The 20,222-nt window shown below is 62.7% G+C and carries 20 protein-coding genes; 1 reads left to right on the plus strand and 19 read right to left on the minus strand.

Going from position 1 to position 20,222, the window contains the following annotated elements:
- Position 1: 1 nt before the first annotated feature.
- The 11 genes from atpA to LK540_RS06410 all read right to left on the minus strand — a co-directional run bounded on the left by atpA (position 2) and on the right by LK540_RS06410 (position 10,047).
- On the minus strand, positions 2-1,543 hold the full coding sequence (atpA, locus tag LK540_RS06360) for a F0F1 ATP synthase subunit alpha (RefSeq protein ID WP_229436222.1): 1,542 nt from the start codon (positions 1,541-1,543) through the stop codon (positions 2-4).
- 72 nt (positions 1,544-1,615) lie between these two features.
- On the minus strand, positions 1,616-2,149 hold the full coding sequence (locus LK540_RS06365; RefSeq protein WP_229436223.1) for a F0F1 ATP synthase subunit delta: 534 nt from the start codon (positions 2,147-2,149) through the stop codon (positions 1,616-1,618).
- 2 nt (positions 2,150-2,151) lie between these two features.
- Positions 2,152-2,622, minus strand: coding sequence for a F0F1 ATP synthase subunit B (locus LK540_RS06370; protein WP_229436225.1), 471 nt, complete (start codon positions 2,620-2,622; stop codon positions 2,152-2,154).
- Between the two features lie 75 nt (positions 2,623-2,697).
- The gene (gene atpE, locus LK540_RS06375) at positions 2,698-2,940 is read right to left on the minus strand and encodes a F0F1 ATP synthase subunit C (RefSeq protein ID WP_229436226.1); all 243 of its coding nucleotides are present in this window, start codon (positions 2,938-2,940) and stop codon (positions 2,698-2,700) included.
- Between the two features lie 85 nt (positions 2,941-3,025).
- On the minus strand, positions 3,026-3,862 hold the full coding sequence (gene atpB, locus LK540_RS06380) for a F0F1 ATP synthase subunit A (RefSeq protein ID WP_229436228.1): 837 nt from the start codon (positions 3,860-3,862) through the stop codon (positions 3,026-3,028).
- 1 nt (position 3,863) lies between these two features.
- Complete coding sequence (locus LK540_RS06385) at positions 3,864-4,202, minus strand: ATP synthase subunit I (protein WP_229436230.1); 339 nt, start codon at positions 4,200-4,202, stop codon at positions 3,864-3,866.
- Between the two features lie 452 nt (positions 4,203-4,654).
- Complete coding sequence (locus tag LK540_RS06390) at positions 4,655-5,524, minus strand: ParB/RepB/Spo0J family partition protein (RefSeq protein ID WP_229436232.1); 870 nt, start codon at positions 5,522-5,524, stop codon at positions 4,655-4,657.
- Positions 5,525-5,555: 31 nt separating this feature from the next.
- Entirely contained in the window at positions 5,556-6,326 is a 771-nt protein-coding gene (locus LK540_RS06395) for a ParA family protein (RefSeq protein ID WP_229436233.1), read from the minus strand.
- 109 nt (positions 6,327-6,435) lie between these two features.
- Complete coding sequence (rsmG, locus tag LK540_RS06400; protein ID WP_229436235.1) at positions 6,436-7,101, minus strand: 16S rRNA (guanine(527)-N(7))-methyltransferase RsmG; 666 nt, start codon at positions 7,099-7,101, stop codon at positions 6,436-6,438.
- Positions 7,098-9,038 (minus strand): tRNA uridine-5-carboxymethylaminomethyl(34) synthesis enzyme MnmG, encoded by a 1,941-nt coding sequence (gene mnmG / locus LK540_RS06405; RefSeq protein ID WP_229436236.1) that lies wholly within the window; start codon positions 9,036-9,038, stop codon positions 7,098-7,100. Before mnmG ends, rsmG begins: the two co-directional genes overlap by 4 nt.
- 238 nt (positions 9,039-9,276) lie before the next feature.
- Positions 9,277-10,047 carry a TSUP family transporter gene (locus LK540_RS06410; protein WP_229436238.1) on the minus strand — a complete coding sequence of 257 codons (771 nt, stop codon included), beginning with the start codon at positions 10,045-10,047 and terminating at the stop codon, positions 9,277-9,279.
- A 142-nt stretch (positions 10,048-10,189) separates the two neighbouring features.
- Here LK540_RS06410 and LK540_RS06415 point away from each other — a divergent pair, with 142 nt between their 5' ends.
- Positions 10,190-11,347: an iron-containing alcohol dehydrogenase gene (locus tag LK540_RS06415; protein ID WP_229436239.1), complete on the plus strand. Its 1,158-nt coding sequence runs from the start codon at positions 10,190-10,192 to the stop codon at positions 11,345-11,347.
- A gap of 18 nt (positions 11,348-11,365) precedes the next feature.
- Here LK540_RS06415 and LK540_RS06420 read toward each other — a convergent pair whose 3' ends face one another.
- From LK540_RS06420 to LK540_RS06455, 8 genes are all read right to left on the minus strand, one after another.
- Positions 11,366-12,223 (minus strand): alpha/beta fold hydrolase, encoded by an 858-nt coding sequence (locus tag LK540_RS06420; protein ID WP_229436241.1) that lies wholly within the window; start codon positions 12,221-12,223, stop codon positions 11,366-11,368.
- 10 nt (positions 12,224-12,233) lie between these two features.
- A complete protein-coding gene (locus LK540_RS06425; protein ID WP_229436242.1) occupies positions 12,234-13,256 on the minus strand; it encodes a branched-chain amino acid ABC transporter permease in 1,023 nt (340 codons plus the stop codon).
- A 2-nt stretch (positions 13,257-13,258) separates the two neighbouring features.
- Complete coding sequence (locus tag LK540_RS06430; protein WP_229436243.1) at positions 13,259-14,143, minus strand: branched-chain amino acid ABC transporter permease; 885 nt, start codon at positions 14,141-14,143, stop codon at positions 13,259-13,261.
- A 196-nt stretch (positions 14,144-14,339) separates the two neighbouring features.
- Positions 14,340-15,551, minus strand: a complete 1,212-nt coding sequence (locus LK540_RS06435; RefSeq protein ID WP_229436244.1) for an ABC transporter substrate-binding protein — start codon at positions 15,549-15,551, stop codon at positions 14,340-14,342.
- 63 nt (positions 15,552-15,614) lie between these two features.
- A complete protein-coding gene (locus tag LK540_RS06440; RefSeq protein WP_229436245.1) occupies positions 15,615-16,325 on the minus strand; it encodes an ABC transporter ATP-binding protein in 711 nt (236 codons plus the stop codon).
- On the minus strand, positions 16,322-17,095 hold the full coding sequence (locus LK540_RS06445; RefSeq protein WP_229436246.1) for an ABC transporter ATP-binding protein: 774 nt from the start codon (positions 17,093-17,095) through the stop codon (positions 16,322-16,324). Before LK540_RS06445 ends, LK540_RS06440 begins: the two co-directional genes overlap by 4 nt.
- A gap of 249 nt (positions 17,096-17,344) precedes the next feature.
- Positions 17,345-19,003 (minus strand): GMC family oxidoreductase N-terminal domain-containing protein, encoded by a 1,659-nt coding sequence (locus LK540_RS06450; protein WP_229436247.1) that lies wholly within the window; start codon positions 19,001-19,003, stop codon positions 17,345-17,347.
- 13 nt (positions 19,004-19,016) lie between these two features.
- Positions 19,017-20,051, minus strand: coding sequence for a nitronate monooxygenase family protein (locus tag LK540_RS06455; RefSeq protein ID WP_229436248.1), 1,035 nt, complete (start codon positions 20,049-20,051; stop codon positions 19,017-19,019).
- Positions 20,052-20,222 lie beyond the last annotated feature (171 nt).

The following is a 20,222-nucleotide window of genomic DNA, read 5'->3' on the forward strand; positions in this document are numbered from 1 at the left end:
ATTAGAATGCGCCGGACTTTTTGAAATCAGCAATGGCGGCCGCGAGTGCTGCGTCGGCGTCCTTGTCCAGTTGCTTGGTTTCTTCGATCTTCGACAGGAGCGCTGGCTGCTTGGTCTTCAGGTAGCCATGCAGGCCGCTCTCGAATGCCAGCACTTGCTTGACTTCGATGTCGTCGAAATAGCCCTTGTTGACGGCGTACAGCGAAGCGGCCATCAGCGACACCGGCAGCGGCGAGAACTGCGGCTGCTTCAGCAGTTCGGTCACGCGTGCACCGCGGTCCAGCTGCTTGCGGGTCGATTCGTCCAGGTCCGATGCGAACTGCGCGAACGCAGCCAGTTCACGGTACTGGGCCAGGTCGGTACGGATACCGCCCGACAGGTTCTTGATGACCTTGGTCTGTGCCGCACCACCGACGCGCGAGACCGAGATACCGGCGTTGATCGCAGGACGGATACCGGCGTTGAACAGCGAGGTCTCCAGGAAGATCTGGCCGTCGGTAATCGAGATCACGTTGGTCGGCACGAAGGCCGAAACGTCGCCTGCTTGCGTTTCGATGATCGGCAGTGCGGTCAGCGAGCCGGTCTTGCCGGTCACGGCGCCGTCGGTGAACTTCGACACGTAGTCGGCGTTCACGCGTGCTGCGCGCTCGAGCAGACGGCTGTGCAGGTAGAACACGTCGCCTGGGTAGGCTTCGCGGCCTGGTGGGCGGCGCAGCAGCAGGGAAATCTGGCGGTAGGCAACGGCTTGCTTCGACAGGTCGTCGTACACGATCAGCGCGTCTTCGCCGCGGTCGCGGAAGTATTCGCCCATCGCGCAGCCCGAGTAGGCGGAGATGTACTGCATGGCAGCCGATTCCGACGCCGATGCTGCAACGACGATGGTGTACTCCATCGCGCCGTGCTGTTCCAGCGAACGCACGATGTTCTTGATGGTCGATGCCTTCTGGCCGATTGCAACGTACACGCAGGTGACGTTCTGGCCTTTCTGGTTGATGATCGCGTCGACAGCGACAGCCGATTTACCGGTCTGGCGGTCGCCAATGATCAGCTCACGCTGGCCACGGCCGATCGGCACCATCGCGTCGATCGACTTGATGCCGGTCTGCATAGGCTGCGACACCGACTCACGGGCGATCACGCCAGGAGCGATCTTTTCGATCGGGGCGGTCAGTTTCGCATCGATCGGACCTTTGCCGTCGATCGGCTGGCCGAGTGCGTTGACCACGCGGCCACGCAGTTCAGGACCGATCGGCACTTCCAGGATGCGGCCGGTGGTCTTGACGGTGTCGCCTTCCGAGATGTGCTCGTACGAGCCCAGGATGACCGAGCCGACCGAGTCGCGCTCGAGGTTCATCGCCAGACCGAAGGTGTTGCCCGGGAATTCCAGCATCTCGCCCTGCATCACGTCCGACAGACCATGGATGCGGCAGATACCGTCGGCGACGGAGATCACCGTGCCTTGATTGCGAACGTCAGCCGAACCTTCGAGGCCCTGGATGCGGCTCTTGATCAGTTCGCTGATTTCAGATGAATTAAGTTGCATGAGTGCTAACTCCTAATAGTTTCTTGATGCGTAGGGCAAGGACGTGAATGCGGGGATGCGTGCGAAGTTCGCTTACGACACCAGCGCAACATGCATCTGTTGCAGCTTGGCGCGTACCGAGGTATCGAGCACTTCATCACCGACCACCACGCGCACACCACCGATCAGCGACGGGTCGACGGTCACCGTTGGGTTGAGCTTGCGGCCGAATTTCTTTTCCAGCGTACCGACCAGTTGCGCGGTTTGCGCGTCGGTCAGGTCGAAGGCGCTGAAGATGATCGCGTCGGCAGCACCTGCCTGGGCGTTCTTCAGTTCCTGGAACTGCGCGCCGATCTGCGGCAGCAGGCTGATGCGGCCGTTTTCGGCCAGCATCGCCAGGAAGTTCGACGCCTCCGGGGTCACCGGCGACTTCACCAGCGAGGTCAGCGTAGCGACCAGGTCGGTTGCGGTCAGTTTCGGATTGGCGGCAAACGCCTGCACATCAGGGTTGGCGCCGATCTGGGCCAGCTCGGACACCAGGTCGGACCAGGCTGCCATGTTGCCCTGTTGGGCAACGCGGAACAGCGCTTCGGCGTAGGGACGGGCGACGGTTGCGAGTTCAGCCATGATTACAGCTCGGCCGACAGTTGCGACAGCAGGGCGGCGTGCGCTTCTGCGTTCACTTCACGCTTCAGGATCTGCTCGGCGCCTTGCACTGCCAGCGCGGCAACCTGGCCACGCAGTTCTTCGCGCACGCGCGTGACTTGCTGCTCGGCGTCGGCTTTTGCGTTGGCAACGATACGGGCGGCTTCTTCAGCAGCGGTCTTCTTGGCTTCGTCGATGATCAGCGCGGCGCGCTTTTCGGCGTCGGCGATACGCTTCTGGCCTTCGTCACGGGCGCCGGCCAGTTCGGCCTGCACACGCTTTTCGGCGGCGGCCAGGTCGGCCTTGCCGCGGTCTGCAGCGGCCAGGCCGTTGGCGATCCGCTCGGCGCGCTCGTCGAGTGCCTTCATCAGCGGCGGCCACACGAACTTCATCGTGAACAGCGCCAGGACGAAGAAGACGGCGAACTGGGCAAACAGGGTTGCGTTAAGGTTCACTGTATTTTCCTTCTCACAAAAACGGATGCCGAACCGCGATGGTTCGGCCATTCAAAACCCGAGATGCTTTGTTGCTTAGCCGCTGAACGGATTGGCGTAAGCGAACAGCATGGCGATACCAACGCCGATCAGGAATGCCGCGTCGATCAGGCCGGCCAGCAGGAACATCTTGGTTTGCAGGGTGTTCATCAGTTCTGGCTGACGTGCCGAGGCTTCCAGGTATTTACCGCCCATGATAGCGATACCGATACATGCGCCGATAGCGCCGAGGCCGATGATTAAACCGCAAGCCAGTGCAACAAAAGATGCGTCAGTCATGATTACTCCAAAAAGTTAAATGAAAACTAAATTAAAAACTACTACTTCGGTACTACTACGATCTGTTCGATGCTTGCGGCGCCGATCAGTGGCCTTCGTGGGCCTGACCGAGGTACACCAGCGTCAGCATCATGAAGATGAATGCCTGCAGGAAAACGATCAGGATGTGGAAGATTGCCCAGATCGAACCGGCGATGACCTGACCTGCGAAGCCGAAGACGGTAGCGGTCGAGCCCAGCAAGGCGATCAAGAGGAACAGCAGCTCGCCGGCAAACATGTTGCCGAACAGTCGCATACCGAGCGACACCATTTTTGCTGCGTATTCGATGATGTTCAGGAGCAGGTTGAACGGCGCCAGCCAGATGCCGAACGGCGCTGCGAACAACTCGTGGAGCCAGCCGCCCAGGCCCTTGATCTTGATGCCGTAGTACAGCATCAGGACCAGCACGCCCAGCGAGATACCGACGGTACCGTTCAGGTCGGCGGTTGGCACGACGCGGTGGTAAGGGAACAGGTGCTCGACGCCGAACCAGCCGAAGGCTGCCGAGAACAAATCGACCGGCAGGAAGTCCAGCGAGTTCATCAGGGCGACCCAGACGAACACGGTCAGCGCGGCCGGGGCGATGAAGCTGCGGTCGCCATGGATGATGGTCTTGGCCTGGTTGTCGACCATTTCGAACAGGATTTCGACGGCAGCCTGGAAGCGGCCCGGCACGCCCGAGGTGGCGCGGCGCGCGGCAGCCCACATCAGCAGGCAGCCGATCGCGCCCATCAGGATCGACCAGAACATGGTGTCGTAGTGGAAGACCGAAAAGTCGACCGGGCCATTCTGGTGCGTGTTCGACAGGTGCGCCAGGTGGTGCTTGATGTACTCGCCTGCGGTGGGCGCGTGGTGTGCTGCGCCTTCTACGGTTGTCGTCATATCAGTGCCTAAATAATAAGAATATGTAACTTTTCAGCGCCACGATGAACCCGGCGAGGAGCGCCAGCCAGTTCAGGTCACGGTACAGCCACGCAGTTGCCGCCAGCAGGGCAAGCGTTAACGCAATCTTTATAAATTCCCAGATGAAAAACGTGAACGGGTTGGTCCCGCCCGGCTGGTGTGCGGCGGCGAACAAGCGCAGCGCCATGATGCCGTTGGGCACAACACAACAGATTCCACCGAGTACCGCCGAAAACATCGCAGGCCATCCCCCCAGCAGTGCGGCGACGAGGCCGGCGACAGCTGTTGCGATCAATTGCAGGGAGACCAGGCGCAACATTTTTTTTCTTCTGCCTTGGCCGTTTGAACCGAGTTACGGTGTGGTAATTACATGAATCAGCGGGATTATATGTTCGTTAGTGCATCTGAGTCAAACGATTCCAGCTGTGCGGTAGTAGCGTGCAAGGGCTTGAAATGTCACATAAATCTTGATAGATCGGCAGGTTTTACGTGCAGTTCGCGGGGCGGAATACAGATGCCGGATGGGGCCGTTCGAAGGGGATTTACCCGGGGAGAATGGGGTGGTGCGGAGGTTTGGAAATCGGATGCGGCGTTGGCCAGTTGGTCTGACGCGCAGGGTGGACGGCTTATGATTCAAGCCCCCAGCTTGAATCACTCCACGCGTTCAACTATTGTTGGGTGAATACGACAGTTGTTTAAGCCTCAGGCTTGGGTTGGACGCGTGGAGTGGTGCAAGCCGGGGGCTTGCACCACGAGCCGTCCGCCCTCCTCTTATGCGCGCAGACGGGCCAGCACACCTTCGAGCACATCGAGGTTCGAGAAGTCGATGATCATCTGCCCCTTCCCTTTCGGCCCCATCTTGAACGCGACCGGCGTCGCCAGCTTGTCGGACAGCTCTTCTTCCAGCCGCACGATGTCGCCCGACTTTTCCTTCTGTCTTGCCGCCGCTGCCGGTGCATCGAGCTCCTCGATCGCACGCGCCACCAGCTTCTCGGTCTCGCGCACCGACAGGCGCTTGGCCACCACCTGCGTGGCCAGGGCGATCTGGCTGGCGTTATCCACAGACAGCAGCGCCCGGGCATGGCCCATGTCGATATCCCCCGCCATCAGCATGGTCTGCACCGGCGCGGCCAGGTTCACCAGGCGCAGCAGGTTCGACACCGCGCTGCGCGAACGGCCGACCGCGCCCGCCGCCTGCTCATGCGTGAAATTGAAATCCGAGATCAGGCGCGCGATGCCCTGCGCTTCTTCCAGCGGATTCAGGTCCTCGCGCTGCATGTTCTCGATCAGGGCCATCGCCGCGGCGGCCTGGTCGTCCACTTCGCGCACCAGGACCGGGATCTCGTCCAGGCCGGCCAGCTGCGCCGCGCGGAAGCGGCGTTCGCCGGCGATGATCTCGTAGCGGCCGCCGTCGACCGGACGTACCAGCACCGGCTGCATTACCCCCTGGGTCTTGATCGACGCGGCCAGCTCCTGCAAGGCCCCCTCGTCCATCCGGGTACGCGGCTGGTATTTGCCCGCCTGCAGCTGCGCGATGGCGAGCGACGATGGTGCGTGTGCCGGGGCCGGCACCGCATCGAGGTCGCCGCCCAATAAAGCATCAAGACCGCGGCCGAGGCCTTTGAATTTCTTTGTAGCCATTTATAAATGTCTCCGCTGCTCGTTTCGCTGATTACATGGTCTTGATGCGCTCGACCATTTCGGCCCCGAACGCGATATACGCCTGCGCCCCTTTGGACGAAGGGTCGAAGGTCACGCCCGGAATGCCGTAGGACGGCGCTTCGGCCAGGCGCACGTTGCGCGGGATGATGGTTTTAAAAACCTTGCCGCCGAAGTGCTGCTCCAGCTGCGCCGACACCTGCTGCGACAGCGTCATGCGCGGATCGAACATCACGCGCAGCAGGCCGATGATCTTCAAGTCCGTATTCAGGTTGGCGTGCACCTTCTTGATGGTGTTGACGAGGTCGGACAAGCCTTCCAGCGCGTAGTACTCGCACTGCATCGGGATGATGACGCCATGCGCGGCGCACAGGCCGTTCAGGGTCAGCATCGACAGGGCCGGCGGGCAGTCGACCAGGATGAAGTCGTACTCGGCGTCGACCTTGGCCAATGCGTTCTTCAGGCGGCGCTCGCGGCTGTCGAGCTCCACCATCTCTACTTCGGCGCCGGCCAGGTCGCGGTTCGCGGGCAGCACGTCGAAGCGCCCTGCTTCCGAGCGCACGCGCGCTTCAGTGACGTCGGCTTCGCCCAGCAGCACGTGGTAGGTCGACGCTTCCAGCGTGGCCTTGTTGATCCCCGCGCCCATGGTGGCATTGCCCTGCGGGTCGAGGTCGACCAGCAGCACGCGCTGCTCGAGCTTGGCCAGGCCTGCGGCCAGGTTGACGCTGGTGGTCGTCTTGCCGACGCCGCCCTTCTGGTTTGCTACGCAAAATATCTTTGCCATCTATTTGATCCGGATGCTGCCGATTTCAGTTATATCGTTCATTTCGTTTAAACCGTATAAACGGTTTATTCTGTTTAAACGATATAAACCGTTTACTCGGTTAGCTCTGTTATTGATTGGTTGAATCGTCCTGCTTCGATTTTTCGATGAAAACCAGGTGACGCTCTGCTTCCACTTTTGGCACCTTGATCGGCCTCAATTCCCTTACCTTCCATTCGCCTGGCAGCCGTTCCTGTTCGTCCGCCGGCGCCGTGCCTTTCAGGGCGATGAACCGGCCGCCCTCTTGCAGCAGGTGTCCGGACCAGTTGACGAAATCCGACAGGTCGGCAAAAGCACGCGAGGTGATCACGTCGAACGGGCCTGCCTTCAGGTCTTGCACCTTCATCGTGTACACGGTCACGTTTTTCAGGCCCAGTTCCGCCTTCACCTGGGTCAGGAAGGCGGTTTTCTTGTGCACGGTGTCGATCAGCGATACCTGCATGTCGGGCCGGGCAATGGCCAGCACGATGCCCGGCAAGCCGCCCCCTGCCCCGACGTCGAGCACGTTTTTCACGCCTTCGAAGGCCGACACTGCCGCCAGCGAATCGAGCAGGTGGTGGGTCACCATCTGCATCGGATCGCGCAGCGAGGTCAGGTTGTAGACGCCATTCCACTTGGCCATCAGCGCCAAGTAATCCATGAGCTGCTCGCGCTGGGCGGCCCAGAGCGGCAAATCCATGGCGTCGATGCCGTCGTTTAGCACCGCGGTCAGTTTTTCTCGATCAAAACCCCTCACTGTGCAGCCTCCTCGCTGGCAGCCGGCACGCTAGTAAAGCCTTTGGCGCCGCGTTTTTTCAGGTGGACCAGCAGCAGGGAAATCGCTGCCGGGGTCACGCCAGAGATGCGCGAGGCCTGGCCCAGGGTTTCCGGACGCTGTTTATCGAGCTTCTGGCGCACTTCGATCGACAGTGCCGCGATTTCCAGATAGTCCAGGTTGTCCGGCAATTTCAGGTTTTCGTAATAGTCGTGACGCTCGACTTCGCGTGCTTGGCGGTCGATGTAGCCCGAGTATTTCAGCTGGATTTCCACCTGTTCCTTGACCGCAGGATCTTCTACACCAGGGCCAGCCAGGGCCTGGCCTTCGACGCCGTTCATGCTCATCAGCGTGTCGTATTCGACGCCCGGACGGCGCAGCAGATCGGCCAGGTTGTACTCGCGCTCGATCGCCTGCCCCACCACGCGCTCGGATTCGGCGGCTGCCAGGATGCGCGGATTCACCCAGGTCGAACGCAGGCGTTCCAGCTCGCGCGCCACGGATTCGCGCTTGGTTTCAAACGCTTGCCACTGCGCATCACCGACCACGCCGAGCTTGCGGCCGACCTCGGTCAGGCGCATGTCGGCATTGTCTTCGCGCAGCGACAAGCGGTATTCCGCGCGGCTGGTGAACATGCGGTAAGGCTCGGCCACGCCCTGGGTCGTGAGGTCGTCGACCAGCACGCCGAGGTAGGCTTCGGAGCGGCCCGGGGTCCAGGACTCTTCACCTTTGGTTTGCAGGGCGGCGTTCAGGCCAGCCAGCAAACCTTGGGCCGCCGCTTCTTCGTAGCCGGTGGTGCCGTTGATCTGGCCGGCAAAGAACAGGCCCTTGATGGCGCGGGTTTCCAGCGTCGATTTCAGGCCGCGCGGGTCGAAATAATCGTATTCGATGGCATAGCCGGGTCTCAGGATAAAGGCGTTTTCCATGCCCTTCATCGAGCGCACCAGGGCCAGCTGCACGTCGAACGGCAGGCTGGTCGAGATCCCGTTCGGGTAGAACTCGTTCGTCGTCAAGCCTTCCGGTTCCAGGAAGATCTGGTGCGATTCCTTCGAGGCGAAGCGGTGGATCTTGTCTTCGATTGACGGGCAATAACGCGGACCGACGCCTTCGATGACGCCGGTGTACATCGGGCTGCGGTCGAGGCCGTTGCGGATGATGTCGTGGGTCTGGGCATTCGTGTGCGTGACCCAGCACGGCACCTGGCGCGGGTGCATGGCGGCATTGCCCATGTACGAGAAGACCGGCACCGGATCGAGGTCGCCCGGCTGTTCCGCCAGCTGCGAAAAGTCGATGCTGCGGCCGTCGATGCGCGGCGGCGTGCCGGTTTTCAGGCGACCTTGCGGCAGCTTGAGTTCCTTCAGACGCGCTGACAAAGAGAGCGCAGGCGGGTCACCGGCGCGGCCAGCCGAGTAGTTCTGCAGGCCGACGTGGATCTTCCCGTCCAGGAAAGTACCGGCCGTCAGCACGACGGCACGGGCGCGGAACTGCAGGCCGATCTGGGTCACGGCGCCGACCACGCGGTCGCCTTCGACCATCAGGTCATCCACGGCCTGCTGGAACAGCCACAGGTTCGGCTGGTTTTCCAGGCGCGAACGGATCGCCGCCTTGTACAGGATGCGGTCGGCCTGGGCGCGCGTAGCACGCACAGCCGGGCCTTTCGAGGAGTTCAGGATGCGGAACTGGATGCCGGACTCGTCGGTGGCAATCGCCATCGCGCCGCCCAGGGCATCGACTTCCTTGACCAGATGGCCCTTACCGATGCCGCCGATCGAAGGGTTGCAGGACATCTGACCCAAGGTCTCGATGTTGTGGGTAAGGAGCAGCGTCTTCTGCCCCGTGCGCGCGGAAGCGAGCGCTGCCTCGGTGCCGGCATGGCCGCCGCCGACGACGATCACGTCGAATTCAGTTGGAAATAGCATGATGGGATGTGTGAAGCAAAGGACTAAGTTGCGCTTAGACGCGGAGTATAGAAGCGGATTATAGGAGCTTTTCTCGACGCAGACTCAGATCGACGGAAAAACACAGCCGTTTTTGTTTCACGTGGAACACAGCTTTAGAAGTTGATAACGACGTTCCACGTGAAACAATCGGGCTATTGCGACGTAAAAAAAGCCGGCTGGGCCGGCTTTTGTTCCACGTGAAACAGCGCAGTTAGCCTCAGCTGAACCACCTGACAATGGCATCGAAACCTGTCTTGACGATCAGCACCGAGACCACGACCAGGAACAGCTTGCGTACGAAAGCACTGCCGTGCTGGATCGCCAGCCTGGTGCCGACCAAAGAACCCGCTATCTGGCACACCGCCATCAGCAAGCCCAACTGCCACAAGATGTGTCCGCTGTAACCGAACCACATCAGGGCCGACAAATTGCAGGCGACATTCACGATCTTCGCCGCCGCCGAGGCGCTGAGGAAATCGAAGCCGAAAAAGCGCACGTACAGGAAGATCAGGAAGCTGCCCGTACCCGGCCCAAAGAAACCATCGTAGAACCCGATGGCCGCCCCCATGCCGATTGCCCACCAGCGTTCGGCCGATCCACTGTGCACCGGTGCATGCACCGAGCCCAGGTCTTTCTTGCGGAAGGTATAGATGGCGACCGCCAGCAGGATCAGCGGCAGCAGGCTGCGCACGAAGTCGCCCGGCACACGGGTCACGGTCCAGGCGCCGACAAAGGACAGGGCAAACGCCGCCAGTGCCGCCGGCGCCGCCGCGCTCCATGCCACCCTTACACGCTGGGCATATTTCAGCGCCGCCGCGCTCGTGCCGAAAATGCTGGCCAGCTTGTTGGTGCCGAGCAGGGTCGCCGGTACTTCCTTCGGCAACACGGAAAAGATCGCCGGCACCTGGATCAGCCCGCCACCGCCGACCACCGCGTCCACCAGCCCCGCCAGGAAAGCTGCGCCGCCCAGCCATACAAAGTCAATCATCAACTGCTTTCAAAACTTGGAAAGGTGAAATTGTACGCATGATCTTGCCAGGCAGTGCAGTGCGGCCCTGGCCGCCTGCCCATCGTCGCAGCCCGGCCATTCTGGTGTAAGCTAAGCCGATAACAACACCCGGAACGAGACCATGACCGACTTTGCCTTCAGCACCGTTGCCAGCATCCTTTCCGAGACCGGGGCCGCTGCCCGCCTCGGCGAGATCGTCCGCGAACGCTTCCCCGGCGCGCGCCGCGCCCTGGTCGTCACCGACGCCGGATTCCTGCGCACCGGCCTGGCCGAACTCCCCTGCCTGGATTTGCAGCGCCACGGTTTTACCGTCACCCTTTACTCCGGCGTGGTGGCCGACCCGCCCGAAAATGTGGTCAACGATGCGGTGCGCTTCGCCCAGGAAAACGACACCGACCTGGTCATCGGCCTCGGTGGCGGCAGCTCGATGGACGTCGCCAAGCTGATCGCTATTCTGGCCACCGGCGAACAACAGCTCGCCGACATCTACGGCATCGGCAAGGTCAGCGGATCGCGCCTGCCGCTGGTGCAGGTGCCGACCACCGCCGGCACCGGTTCGGAAGTGACCAACATCGCCATCGTGACGACCGGCGCCACCACCAAGATGGGCGTGGTCGCGCCCCAGCTCTACGCCGACATCGCCATCCTGGATGCGACGCTGACCCTGGGCCTGCCGCCGATGGTGACCGCCGCCACCGGCATCGATGCCATGGTCCACGCGATCGAAGCCTATACCAGCAAGCACAAGAAGAATCCGATGTCGGACACCTTGGCGCGCCAGGCACTCGAGCTGCTGTCGAAAAACCTGATCCCCGCCTGCGAAAACGGCAGCCGCCTGCCGGCACGCCAAGCGATGCTGCTCGGCGCCTGCCTGGCCGGCCAGGCATTCTCAAACGCGCCGGTGGCGGCGGTGCATGCGCTGGCCTATCCGGTGGGTGGCATCTTCCACGTGCCGCATGGCCTGTCGAACTCGCTGGTGCTGCCGCATGTGCTGCGCTTCAATGCGCCGGAAGCGGCGCCGCTGTATGCGGAGCTGGCGGCGATTGCGGTGCCGCAGGCCAGCGGCAGCGAGGAAGCGCGCACCGAAGCACTGGTCGCGGCGATGCAGCAGACGGCCCGCATCACCGGCATCCAGACTACGCTGCAACAAGTGGGAATCCATGAAAGCGACCTGGACCGGCTGGCGGACGACGCCATGCTCCAGACCCGCCTGCTGGGAAATAATCCGCGCACCCTGACGCGCGCAGATGCGCGGGCGATCTACGCCGCCGCGCTGTAGCGCATCACAAGGTAAAAATCACACCTCAGCCGCTGCCGCGCGGGACTGCGGCACGGCCGCAAAGAAGTCGAGCAGCAAGGCATTCAGGCGATCGGCGGCCGTCAGTTGCAGCCAGTGGTCGGCGCCGTCGATGCGCTCGTAGCGGAAACCGGCGCTTGCAAACTGCGCCGAGTCGCGCATCTGCTCTTCGGTCAGCGCCACATCGCGGCTGCTCCACACACCCATGACCGGCACCGAGACCGGATCGGCCTTTCCGCCGGGCAGCATCATGCGCGGTACATTCGCGCGGTAATAGTTCAAGGCTGCCGTCAGGCGGCCCGGCTCGCGCAGGTTGCGGCGCCAGACATCGTATTGCGTCGGTTCCTTGGTAAAGTTGCGCATCGCATGAAAGTCGTTAAAGCTCAGCGATTGCTCAGGCAGGAAAGGCACCATGAACCACAGCATGTAGCTGCTGCGCAGGCGTTGCATGATGCCGGCGCGCGCAAATGCGGCCGGGTGTCCGACCGACAGCGCCACGTATTGCTCGAAGCGCTCCGGCGCACGCATGCACAGCAGCCAGCCGATCAGCGCGCCCCAGTCATGGCCGACCAGGCGTGCCTTCTGGATGCCGAGCTGGTCGAGCAGCGCCAGCATGTCGTCGCAGATGTAACGGGTGCGGTACGCCGAGACCGCCGTCGGCGCATCGGTCTGGCCATAGCCGCGCATGTCGGGCACGATCACGCGGTAGCCGGCGTTCACCAGCGGACCGACCTGCTTGCGCCAGACCAGGTGGGTATCGGGGAAGCCGTGCATCAGCAGCACGGCCGGCCCCTCCCCCGCAGTCATCACATGCATGCGCAAGCCGTTCACGCTCAGAATCTGCGAGGTTTCCTTCATACGATTTCTCCTATGCGATTTCCCTGTCGGCATTCACGACACTCGGCTTGATTGTGCCCGGCTTCTTGCGAGCACGGCGCTCGAACAGCGCGCCGATCTCGCCGACGATGCCGCGGCGGAACAGCAGCACGCAGACGATGAAGATCAGGCCGGTCACCATGCCCACCGATTCGCCCAGCGACGAGAACCATTCGATGCCCGTGGTCTCGGCCAGCGCGGTGCCGACTTCGCCCAGCTTGTTTTCCAGCGCCACGATGATAAAGGCGCCGATGATCGGCCCGGCCATGGTGCCCATGCCGCCGACCAGGGTCATCAGCACGACCAGGCCGGACATGGTCCAGTGCACGTCGGTCAGCGTCTCGAAGCCCAGCACCAGGGTCTTGGTGGCGCCGGCCAGGCCGGTCAGCGCGGCCGACAGCACAAAGGCGAGCAGCTTGTAGCGGTCGGCGTCGTAGCCGAGCGAAATGGCGCGCGGCTCGTTTTCCTTGATGGCTTTCAGCACCTGGCCGAAGGGCGAGTGCACGGTGCGCACGATCAGGGCGAAGCCGAGCACGAAGATAGCCAGCACCACATAGTAGAGGGTGAGGTCGCTCGACAAATCGACCAGGCCCAGCAGCTTGCCGCGCGGCACACCCTGCAAGCCATCCTCGCCATGGGTATAGGGGCTGCGCAGCGCGGCGAAGTACACCATCTGCGCCAGCGCCAGGGTGATCATGGAAAAATAGATGCCCTGGCGGCGGATCGCCAGCGAACCGATCACCAGCCCCAGCACGGCGCTGGCCGCCACGCCAGCCAGGATGCCGAGCTCGGGCGACAGGCCGACATTCGCCAGCAAATGGCCGGTCACGTAACCCGCGCTGCCGAAGAAGGCGGCATGACCGAAAGAGAGCAGCCCGGTGAAGCCGATCAGCAGATTGAAGGCACAGGCGAACAGCGCGAAGCACAGCAGCTTCATCAGGAATACCGGGTAGCCGAAGAACGGCGCCGCCAGTGCGATGGCCAGTGCAATGGCGTACAGGATTTTCTTGTTCATGCTTACTTCTCCTTCCCGAACAGGCCGGCCGGGCGCAGCAGCAGCACGATGACCATCACCACGAACACCACCACCTCGGAACCTTCCGGATAGAACACGCGCGTCAGGCCTTCGATCACGCCCAGCATCAGGCCGGTGACGATGGAGCCGAGGATGGAACCCATGCCGCCGATGACGACCACGGCGAAGACGACGATGATCAGGTTCGAGCCCATCAGCGGCGTGACGTTGATCACCGGTGCGGCCAGCACCCCGGCCAGGCCGGCCAGCGCGACGCCGAAGCCGTAGGTCAGCGTAACCATGCGCGGCACGTTGATGCCGAAGGCCTCGACCAGTTTCGGGTTCTCGGTGCCGGCGCGCAGGTAGGCGCCGAGGCGGGTCTTTTCGATCACGAACCAGGTGCCCAGGCAGACCACCAGCGAGGCGGCGACCACCCAGGCGCGGTAGTTCGGCAGGATCATGAAGCCGAGGTCGGTGGCGCCGGCCAATTGCTCCGGCACATCGAGGGTCTGGCCCGAGACGCCGAAGAAGGAGCGGAACACGCCTTCCAGCAGCAGCGTGATGCCGAAGGTGAGCAGCAGGCCGTACAAATGGTCGAGTTTATAAAGCCAGCGCAGCATGGTCTTTTCGACCGCGATGCCGAAGGCGCCGACGACGAGCGGCGCGAGTACCAGCATCATCCAGTAGTTCAGCTCGTAGTTGTTGACACCGATGAAGGCAATGAAGGCGCCCATCATGTACAGGGCGCCGTGGGAAAAGTTGATGACGTTCAGCAGGCCGAAGATGACGGCCAGGCCGAGCGAGAGCATCGCGTAGAAGGAGCCGTTGACCAGGCCCAACAGGAGCTGGGACATCAGGGCTTGCAGGGGGACTCCGAAGATTTCCATAGGCACCAGGAAGTAGGGTGGACGGGTTTCCCGTCCACGCGTTCAAATCACGCCAGCATTACGGCAGTACCGGTTTGCCGCAGTGATGCGAAATATCGTTGGACGCGTGGAGTGATTCAGGCTGGGGGCCTGAATCACGAGCCGTCCACGCGTTCAAATCATGCTTGCGTTAATGCGACATCCAATCGAATAACGATCACTTCCACGCCGCGCACTTGGTCTCGGCCTTGGTCGTATACGCCTGGTCACCCGGAATCGTCGACACGACCTTGTAGTAATCCCACGGCCCTTTCGATTCCTTCGGCGTCTTCACCTGCATCAGGTACATGTCGTAGACCATGCGGCCATCCGGACGGATCACGCCGTTCTTGGCGAACATGTCGTTGATCTTGGTCGCCTTCAGGTGTTCCATGATCTTGGTCGAATCGTCGGTGCCCGTCGCCTTCACCGCGTTCAGGTAGTTGGTGGTCGCCGAGTAGTCGGCCGCCTGCAGCATCGACGGCTGCTTCTTCATCTTGGCAAAATAACGCTTCGACCAGGCGCGGGTATCGGCGTTCTGGTCCCAGTACCACCCGTCGGTCAGGTACATGCCCTGCGTGGTTTTCAGGCCCAGGGTGTGGACGTCGTTGATGAACACCAGCAGGCCGGCGATCTTCATCTTCGAGGTCAGGCCGAACTCGTTGGCGGCCTTGATTGAGTTGATGGTGTCGCCGCCGGCGTTAGCCAGGCCCAGCACCTGCGCCTTCGAGGATTGCGCCTGCAACAGGAAGGACGAGAAGTCCGAGGCCGACAGCGGATGCTTCACGCTGCCCAGCACCGTGCCGCCGTTCTTTTTCACGACAGCCGTGGTGTCGCCTTCAAGCGACTGGCCGAAGGCGTAGTCGGCGGTCAGGAAGTACCAGCTCTTGCCGCCCTGCTTCAGCACGGCCGAACCGGTGCCGCGCGCCAGCGCCACGGTGTCGTAGGCGTAGTGCACGGTGTAGGGCGAGCACTGTTCGTTGGTCAGCTGCGCGGTGCCGGCGCCGATCGAGATGAAGACCTTTTTCTTTTCCGCCGCGACTTTCGCCATGGCCAGGCTGGCGCCCGAGTTGGTACCGCCGATCAGCATGTCAACGCCCTGCTGGTCAAACCATTCGCGCGCCTTGGAGGCGGCGATGTCCGGCTTGTTCTGGTGGTCGGCGACCATGAACTGGATCTTCTTGCCGTTCACGGCGCCGCCCAGGTCGGCAATCGCCATGCGCACGGCTTCGGCGCCGCCGTTGCCGTCGACGTCGGAATACACGCCGGACAGGTCGGTGATCATGCCGATCTTGATGGTGTCGCCGCTGATCTGGGCGTGGGCCGGCAGCGTGAAGCCTGCGGTGGCGAATGCGGCGGCGGTGGCGAGGGCGAGGGTTGTGCGTTTCATCTTGTCTCCGTTGTTGTATGTGAAGCGTTGAAGCATGAAAGCGTTAAAAGCTGCCCGGGTGGTCTAGACTCCGAGCAGTTCGGTCAGGACGGGCATGCGTGCGTCGAGTTCGCTTGATGCGATGGTCTCGACGATCTGCCCGTGCTCGACCACGTGGAACCGGTCCGCCAGCGGTGCGGCGAAGCGGAAATTCTGTTCGACCATGACGATCGTGTAGCCCTTGTTCTTCAGCGTCGTGATCATGCGCGCCAGGGTCTGCACGATGACCGGCGCTAGCCCTTCCGAGATTTCGTCGAGCAGCAGCAGGCGTGCGCCGGTGCGCAGGATGCGCGCCACCGCCAGCATCTGCTGCTCGCCGCCCGACAGGCGCGTGCCCTGGCTGTGGCGGCGCTCGTACAGGTTGGGGAACATCTCGTAGATCTCGTCGAGCGACATCGCGGTGCCGGCTTTCGGCAGCACGGGCGGCAGCAGCAGGTTTTCCTCGGCCGACAGCGAGGCGAAGATGCCCCGCTCTTCCGGGCAATAGCCGACGCCGAGGTGGGCGATGCGGTGGGTCGGCATGCCGATCGACTCGACGCCGTTGACCTTGATCGAACCGGTGCGGCGTCCCGTCAGGCCCATGATGGCGCGCAGCGTGGTGGTGCGGCCGGCGCCGTTACGGCCGAGCAGGGTCACGACTTCGCCCTGGGCTACCGTGAAACCGATGTCGTGCAGGATGTGCGATTCACCATACCAGGCCTGCAGGTTGCGAATTTCAAGCGCTGCTGCCGTCATCCATGTGCTCCTTCGAGTTCGCCGTCCGCCGTGCCCATGTAGGCCTGCATCACTTGCGGGTTCTTCGAGACCTCGGCGTAGCTGCCTTCGGCCAGCATGGCGCCGCGCTGCAGCACCGAGATGCGGTCGCAGATGCCGGACACCACGTTCATGTTGTGTTCAACCATCAGGATGGTGCGGCCCGCCGAGACCTTCTTGATCAGCTCGGTCACGCGGTGCACGTCTTCGTGGCCCATGCCCTGGGTCGGCTCGTCGAGCAGCATGAGTTCCGGTTCCATCGCCAGCGTGGTGGCGATCTCGAGCGCGCGTTTGCGGCCGTAAGGCAGATCCGCGGTCACGGTATCGGCAAAGCCTTCGAGATCGACCTCGGCCAGCAGCGCCATGGCGCGCGCGTTCAGGCGGTCGAGCGAACCTTCGCTGCGCCAGAAGTGGAAGCTGGTGCCGAGCCCGCGCTGCAGGCCGATGCGCACATTCTGCAGCACGGTCAGGTGCGGAAAGACGGCGGAAATCTGGAAGGAACGGATGATGCCCATGCGCGCGATCTGCGCGGGCTTGGCGCCGGTGATGTCCTTGCCGTTGAACAGGATCTGGCCAGACGATGGCACCAGGAACTTGGTGAGCAAATTAAAACAGGTGGTCTTGCCGGCGCCGTTCGGGCCGATCAAGGCATGGATATGGCCGCGCTGCACCTGCAGGTCGACGCCATTCACGGCGGTGAAACCCTTGAACTCCTTGGTGAGGCGCTTTGTCTCAAGAATGACGTCTGTCATTGTGTCTCCGGTACGTTTTACACGTGCTGCCTCGACAACCAATCAGCCTATCTGCGTAGACTCTTGACGGATATTACACAGAAGAGTTGTAGTGGACAATACAACACAGCCTTTGTGCGCCGCTGCACAGGCTGGGTAGTTTTGCGCACCCGGTGTGCATATTTGCACGGCTGAGCTAAGTGGTTCGCGATGCGGACGGGATGAAGAAAATCGCCGGAAAATGCACTCTGACGGTGCGCACTCTACGAACTAGACCGTCATTAGCGCCGGCCGCGCCACCGCTTCCCGTGCATCCGCCGCGATCATCTCCGCCGCCTTTTCCGCGATCATCAAGGTCGGCGAATTCGTGTTGCCCGAGGTGATGAAGGGCATGATCGACGCATCCACCACGCGCAAACCGTCGACCCCGATCACGCGCAATTCGCTGTCGACCACCGCTGCCGGATCGCCGCGCCGCCCCATGCGGCAGGTGCCCACCGGATGGAAAATCGTGGTCCCGATCAGTCCCGCCGCCTGCGCCAGTTCTTCCTCGGTCTGGAAGCGCGGCCCCGGCTTGAATTCTTCCGGCCGGTATTTCGCCAGCGCCGGCGCCGCCACGATGCGCCGCGTCAGCGCCAGCGCCTGCGCCGCCGTGCGGCGGTCGGCGTCGGTGCTCAGGTAGTTCGGCGTGATCTTCGGTGGCGCATAACTGTCGTTCGAGGCGATGCGCACATGCCCGCGCGAGCTCGGCCGCAGATTGCACACGCTGGCCGTGAACGCCGGAAAACCGTGCAAGGGGTCGCCGAACTTTTCCAGCGACAGCGGCTGCACGTGGTACTGCAAGTTCGGCGTCGCTTCCTCAGGACCCGAGCGCGCAAAGGCGCCCAGCTGCGAGGGCGCCATCGACATCGGTCCGCTGCGAAACAGCGCATACTCCATGCCGATCTTCATCTTGCCGAACCAGCTGGCGGCGCTGGTGTTCAGCGTTTTTACGCCCGTTACCTTGTAGACCATGCGCAGCTGCAGGTGGTCTTGCAGGTTTTCGCCCACGCCCGGCGCATCCACCACCGGCCGGATGCCGTGACGCTGCAGGCTGGCCGCCGGCCCGATGCCGGAGAGTTGCAGGATATGCGGCGAGCCGATCGCGCCGGCCGCCAGCAGGGTTTCGCGGTGCGCCGTCGCGGTAAAGGCGCGGCCGCCGCCGGTGAACTGCACGCCCCTGCACACCTTGCCGCCCTCGCCCTCCTCGATCAGCAAACGTTCCACGTGGCAGCCCGTCATGATGGTGAGATTCGGGCGCTGCGCCGCCGGCTTGAGAAAGGCCTTTGCCGTATTCAGGCGGATGCCGCGGCGCTGGTTCACTTCAAAATAGGACGAGCCGGCGTTGTCGCCGGTATTGAAATCGTCGATTTTCGCGATGCCGACTTCGGCCGCCGCATCGCGGAAGGCATCCAGGATCTTCCACGATAGTCTCTGCTTTTCCACGCGCCACTCGCCGCCGGCGCCGTGCAGTTCGCTGGCGCCGAGGTAATGGTCTTCGCTCTTCTTGAATAGCGGTAGTACCCGCTCCCAGCGCCAGGAATCGTCGCCAGCTTCGACTGCCCAGCGGTCGTAGTCGCCCTTCTGCCCGCGCATGTAGATCATGCCGTTGATCGAGGAACTACCGCCCAGCACTTTCCCGCGTGGATAGATCAGGGCGCGCCCACCCAGGCCCGGGTCGGGTTCGGTATTGAACAGCCAGTCGGTGCGCGGGTTGCCGATGCAGTGCAAATAGCCGACCGGGATGTGGATCCACAGGTAATCGTCGCGTGCGCCCGCTTCGATCAGCAGCACGTTGACGTTCTTGTTGCGGGTCAGGCGATTGGCCAGGACGCAGCCCGAGGTGCCGCCGCCGACAATGATGTAGTCGTATTCTCCAGCCGTTTCCACGCAGTGTCTCCTGTCAGGACTGCAGTTCGGATGCCAATAATGCGATCAATTGTTCAGCCGGCATGGGACGTGCGCGCGCCACGCCGGTGCCGGCCCAGAGCGACATCAGCTCGGTGTCGTTGCTCGTTGCGGCGGCGGCGCGGATACTGCCGGTCAAGGCGTTCTGCACCGGGTAAGGCGGCACCTGCGCTTCCACCGGCGCCATCTGGCGCATGAAGCGGTTCTCGATGCCGCGCGCATAACGGCCGGAAAAGCTGCGCGTCAGGCGGGTCGGCTGGCCTTCGGCCTCGACCAGGCGCTGCTTGTAGGCGGGGTGGATGCCGGATTCAATGGTGACAAGGAAGGCCGTGCCCATCTGCACCGCCGCGGCGCCCAGCGCCAGCGCCGCCTTGATATCGTTGCCGTCCATGATGCCGCCGGCGGCGATCACGGGGATGTCCACCGCCTGCACCACCGCCGGCCAGAGTTCGCGGGCAGTCAAGGTGGCGTCTTCCTGGCGGCCGATGAAGGTGCCGCGGTGGCCGCCGGCCTCGATGCCGGAGGCAATCACGGCATCGGCGCCGATGCTTTGCCAGGCCAGCGCTTCGTCGACCGTGGTGACGGTACCGATGGCCAGGATGCCGGCCGCGTGCAGGCGCTCGACCTGAACGGCGTCGAGAATGCCGAAGGTGAAGCTGGCCGCGGCCGGACGCAGGTCGAGCAGGGTTTCGAACTGGGCGTCGAAGTCTTCGCACCATTGCTTCGGTTGCGGGAGTGCGCTCCAGCCCAGGCTCTCCCAGACGGGGCGCAGCAGTTCGGCGCCGCGTTCGACTTCTTCGCTCGACGGCGTGGGAGTGCGCTGGACGAAGAAATTCAGGAGGAAGGATTGGTCGGTGAGGCTGCGGATGCGCTCGACCCCGGTGCGCAGGGCGGCCGGGGACAGCAGGGAACCGGCAAAGGAGCCGAGGGCGCCGGCGTTCGAGACGGCGGCCACCAGCTCGGGCGTGGTGGCGCCGCCGGCCATCGGGCCCTGGATGATCGGCAGCCTGAACAGCGAACTGAACTCCATACGGCATCCTTCCGGAAAGCGACGCAATTAAGCGATTCAATGAAGCAAAGCTTACCAGATCGCAAAACGGTTGCCGATAAAGTCGGCATGGACCGTTGAAAGCGTTTCGACTTTCAACGGTGCTATACAGCGTGGACTCGGGAGTCCACCCTACCTGATGTTAATTGCACG

The sequence above is a fragment of the Massilia sp. IC2-278 genome, assembly GCF_020708045.1.
Lineage (GTDB): Bacteria > Pseudomonadota > Gammaproteobacteria > Burkholderiales > Burkholderiaceae_D > Telluria.